Raw genomic sequence first — 4,276 nt, forward strand, 5'->3', positions numbered from 1 at the left:
GTGATGGTCGACCTGCGCAACATCTATCCGCCCGCCGATGCCGAGCGGGCGGGGTTCACCTATAGCTCGGTGGGGCGAGGTCGCCTTTTTGTGACGAGGTAAAAGACATTGTTGAAACCATTGCGAAAAGCCGTTTTTCCGGTCGGCGGCCTCGGCACACGCTTCTTGCCTGCCACCAAGGCGATGCCGAAGGAAATGCTCCCGATCGTTGATCGCCCATTGATCCAATACGCTGTCGACGAAGCCATCGAAGCCGGCATCGAACAGATGATCTTTGTTACGGGCCGGGGAAAGAGCGCCATCGAAGACCATTTCGATATCGCTTATGAACTCGAATCGACGATGCGCGCGCGCGGAAAGTCGCTCGACATCCTCGACCAGACGCGGCTGAAGCCGGGTGCGGTTGCTTACGTCCGGCAGCAGGAACCAATGGGGCTCGGCCACGCGGTTTGGTGCGCGCGCGACATCATCGGCGACGAGCCCTTCGCGATCTTTCTGGCCGACGAACTGATGATCGGCCAACCTGGATGTATGAAGGCGATGGTTGAGGCCTACAATCGGACCGGGGGTAATATTGTATGCGGCTATGAAGTGCCCGCATCAGAAACCGATCGATATGGCATCATTTCGCCCGGCGCAGTCGACGGTGCGTTAGTCGAAGTGCTCGGGCTGGTCGAAAAACCGCCGCTGGGCACGGCAAAATCGAACCTGATGATCCCCGGTCGCTACATTCTCCAGCCCGAAGTGATGCGCGTGCTGGAGACGCAGGAAAAGGGCGCGGGGGGTGAGATCCAGCTTACCGATGCGATGGCCCAGCTAATTGGACGCCAGCCGTTCCACGCTTATCGCTTTGCCGGGCGCCGGTTCGATTGTGGCGACAAGGCGGGCTATATCCAGGCCAATCTCGCGCTGGCGCTTGTGCGCGAGGACATCGGCCCACAGGTTCGAGATTTTGCGGTCAAACTTTTGGCAGAGCGCTGATTATCGTGATGACAAGCGAAGATTAAGGATTCGACCTTAGACCGCTCGGTAGCGCACTAGGTGGATCAAAAAGCACATGAAAGGCATTATTCTAGCGGGGGGCAGTGGCACGCGGCTCTACCCGGCCACGCTCGCGCTCTCGAAGCAATTGCTGCCGGTGTTCGACAAACCGATGATCTATTACCCGCTGTCGGTGCTGATGCTCGCGGGTCTTCGCGAGATTATGATCATTTCTACGCCGCGCGATTTGCCGATGTTCGAACGGCTGTTGGGCGATGGATCGGCGTTCGGCATTGCTTTGACTTATGCCGTTCAGGATCAGCCCGCCGGCCTGCCGCAAGCCTTCATGATTGCCGAGCGCTTTCTTGCTGGCGGCCCCTCCGCGATGATTTTAGGCGACAATATTTTCCACGGCGACAGCCTAGGTGCTCGATGCCGCGCGGCGGCTCAATGTGCGACGGGGGCGACCGTGTTTGCCTATCAGGTTGAGGATCCCGAGCGCTACGGCGTGGTCACCTTTGATCCCGACACGGGGCGTGCACGGCACATCGACGAAAAGCCGATCGCGCCGCAGTCAAGTTGGGCGCTGACCGGCCTTTATTTCTGCGATGCTGATGCCCCTGCGATTGCCGCGTCGTTGACGCCTTCGGCGCGCGGCGAACTTGAAATCACCGATCTATTGGGCGTTTACTTGAAGCGCGGCGCCCTTGACGTCAGCCGCCTCGGGCGAGGCTATGCGTGGCTCGATACCGGCACGCACGATAGTCTGCATGATGCCGCGTCGTTTGTGCGCACGATCGAGCGGCGGCAGGGAATCAAGATTGCTTGTCCCGAAGAAATCGCGCTTGACCTCGGCTATCTGACGCCCAGCGCGCTCATGACACGCGCTGCCGCCATGGGCAAGACCGGTTATGCCGACTATCTCCGGCGTTGCGCGGCGGCGGCATGAGCAACACGCCGATCAAGGTCATCTACTCGCCCCCGGAGCGGACGATCCTCGTTACCGGCGGGGCGGGCTTCATCGGCTCGGCGGTCTGCCGGTTGCTTGTGCGCGACGGTTCCGTGCGGGTCGTCAACTTCGATAAGCTTACCTATGCGGCATCGGCTGCGGCACTGACGGCGGTTGAGGGCGCGGCCAATTATCGATTCGTTCAGGGCGATATTCTCGATCGCGAATTCGTCTCGCAGATCCTGCGTGAGGAACGCGTCGACGCGATCATGCACCTCGCGGCAGAAAGCCATGTCGACCGATCAATCGCGGGGCCGGCCGTCTTCATCGAGACCAACATCACCGGTACCTTCCACTTGCTCGAAGCAGCGCTCGACCATTGGCGCGGTCTGCTGCCCGACCGCCGCGACCGGTTTCGCTTTCACCACATCTCCACTGACGAAGTGTTTGGCGACCTGGCATTTGACGGGAGTCGGTTTGATGAGCAGACGCGCTACCTGCCGTCATCCCCTTATTCGGCGAGCAAGGCGGCATCGGATCACCTCGTCCGCGCATGGCACCATACCTATGGGCTGCCCGTCGTGTTGTCGAATTGCAGCAACAATTACGGCCCGTACCAAAATCCGGAGAAGCTCATTCCGCTGACGGTGCGCAACGCGCTCGCGGGGGTGCCGTTACCGATCTATGGCACCGGCGCCAACGTACGTGACTGGCTTCATGTCGACGATCATGCAGCCGCGCTTCGCACGGTGCTCGATCGGGGAGGGGTTGGAGAGTCCTATTTGATCGGCGGGCGTGAGGAGCATAGCAACATCGCGCTGGTCGCCATGATCTGCGACTTGATCGATCTGATCGAGCCGCGCGCTGACGGTCGGCGTCGCCGGTCGCTGATCACGTTCGTCGCCGATCGGGTCGGCCATGACCGGCGCTATGCGATCGATCCGAGCCGCATCGAAAACGAACTCGGCTGGCGCGCGGGCGTCAACTTCCGCGAAGGCTTGATCGAGACGATCGACTGGTATCGCAATCAAGCGCAGGATGAACTTTGCGCCAGATCGCAACGAGCCTGAGCGAAGCTCTCAGATCGAGTAATAATCCCTGTACCAGCGCCCGAATTCGAGCATGCCGATGCTGAGCGGCGTCGTGAGCGCGCGACCTATCAGTGTCTTGAGCAGATCGTGCGAGGCTTCGGTCGCGGGAAAGTCGCCGGGTTGCTTCGGTAGCAGATTGCGGACTGCGGGCTTGCCGACGGCGCGTTCGATCTCGGCGGTATAGTCGAGCAATTGGGTCGGCTTGCCCGCGCCGATATTGACGATGCGGAACGGCGCGACCGGCGAGAAGCTGTCGCCCGCGATGGCGGTCTTGCCGGGCACCGCATTGATCAGCGCGACGACCGCTTCTGCCAAATCACCCACAAAGGTGAAGTCGCGGACCATGTCGCCATTATTGCAGATGTTGATCAGCGTACCTTCGATGATGCCGCGCGAGAATTTGAACAGCGCCACGGCGGCGCGACCCCATGGGCCATAGACCGTGAAGAAGCGGAAGAAGCTCATCGGCGTGCCGAACAAATGGCTATAGCTGTGCCCCATCAGATCGGTCGCGCCCTAGTGACCTGGACCTGAAGTTCGTAATATTATAAGATGGGTGTTCCGTGATAGGAGGGCCTGATGGCGAACAGGTTTGCGAAGGGCCGTCCGATGGCGGCGCTGGTGTTGTCGGATGACGAGCGTTTCTATCTGGAGCGTCAGGTTCGGCGTCATCGTGTGGCCCGCTCGCTTTCGGAGCGTTGCCGGATTATCCTGGCCTGCGCCGAGGGTGAGCAGAGCAAGGTCGTGGCGGAGCGGTTGGGCATTTGCGAGACCACGGTCGGCAAGTGGCGGCGGCGTTTTCTTGAGAACCGGATCGATGGCCTGCTCGATGAACCGCGTTCGGGTCGGCCGCGCACGATCAGCGACGACGAGGTTGCCGCTGTGATCGAACGGACGCTTCAGACGCTGCCCGCCGATGCAACGCATTGGTCGATCCGCTCGATGGCGTCGGCGGTGGGCCACTCGCACACGACGATCCGCCGCATCTGGACCGCCTTCGGGTTGCAGCCGCACCGGGCGGAGACGTTCAAGCTGTCGAGCGACCCGCTGTTTGTCGATAAAGTTAGGGATATCATCGGCCTTTATCTTTCGCCGCCGACCCATGCCTTGGTACTGTGCGTCGATGAGAAGTCGCAGATTCAGGCGCTTGACCGCGAACAGCCGGTGCTGCCGATGATGCCCGGCATGCCCGAGCGGCAGACCCACAACTATTTGCGCCATGGCACGACGTCACTCTTTGCTGCCCTCGATATCG

The 4,276-nt window shown here is 60.9% G+C and carries 5 protein-coding genes; 4 read left to right on the forward strand and 1 reads right to left on the reverse strand.

What is annotated here, in order from left to right; genetic code table 11:
- Positions 1–111 precede the first annotated feature (111 nt).
- The 3 genes from galU (at position 112) to rfbB (ending at position 3,000) form a co-directional block, all read left to right on the forward strand.
- Positions 112–981 (forward strand): UTP--glucose-1-phosphate uridylyltransferase GalU, encoded by an 870-nt coding sequence (gene galU / locus K2W81_RS13380; protein WP_294105111.1) that lies wholly within the window; start codon positions 112–114, stop codon positions 979–981.
- 76 nt (positions 982–1,057) lie between these two features.
- Complete coding sequence (gene rfbA / locus K2W81_RS13385) at positions 1,058–1,930, forward strand: glucose-1-phosphate thymidylyltransferase RfbA (RefSeq protein ID WP_294105113.1); 873 nt, start codon at positions 1,058–1,060, stop codon at positions 1,928–1,930.
- A complete protein-coding gene (rfbB, locus tag K2W81_RS13390) occupies positions 1,927–3,000 on the forward strand; it encodes a dTDP-glucose 4,6-dehydratase (RefSeq protein WP_294105116.1) in 1,074 nt (357 codons plus the stop codon). Before rfbA ends, rfbB begins: the two co-directional genes overlap by 4 nt.
- Positions 3,001–3,009: 9 nt before the next feature.
- Here rfbB and K2W81_RS13395 read toward each other — a convergent pair whose 3' ends face one another.
- The gene (locus K2W81_RS13395) at positions 3,010–3,522 is read right to left on the reverse strand and encodes an NAD-dependent epimerase/dehydratase family protein (protein ID WP_294105118.1); all 513 of its coding nucleotides are present in this window, start codon (positions 3,520–3,522) and stop codon (positions 3,010–3,012) included.
- 78 nt (positions 3,523–3,600) lie between these two features.
- Between K2W81_RS13395 and K2W81_RS13400 the strand changes: the two genes are divergently transcribed.
- A partial coding sequence (locus tag K2W81_RS13400) for an IS630 family transposase (RefSeq protein WP_294105120.1) occupies positions 3,601–4,276 on the forward strand: 676 nt, incomplete at its 3' end.

This window comes from Sphingomonas sp., assembly GCF_019749955.1.
GTDB lineage: Bacteria > Pseudomonadota > Alphaproteobacteria > Sphingomonadales > Sphingomonadaceae > Sphingomonas.

Bases quoted from the DNA above. Each gene is read 5' to 3' on its own strand.
- rfbA (WP_294105113.1), top strand. From the start codon at position 1,058: ATGAAAGGCATTATTCTAGCGGGGGGCAGTGGCACGCGGCTCTACCCG.
- rfbB (WP_294105116.1), top strand. From the start codon at position 1,927: ATGAGCAACACGCCGATCAAGGTCATCTACTCGCCCCCGGAGCGGACG.
- K2W81_RS13395 (WP_294105118.1), bottom strand. From the start codon at position 3,522: ATGGGGCACAGCTATAGCCATTTGTTCGGCACGCCGATGAGCTTCTTC.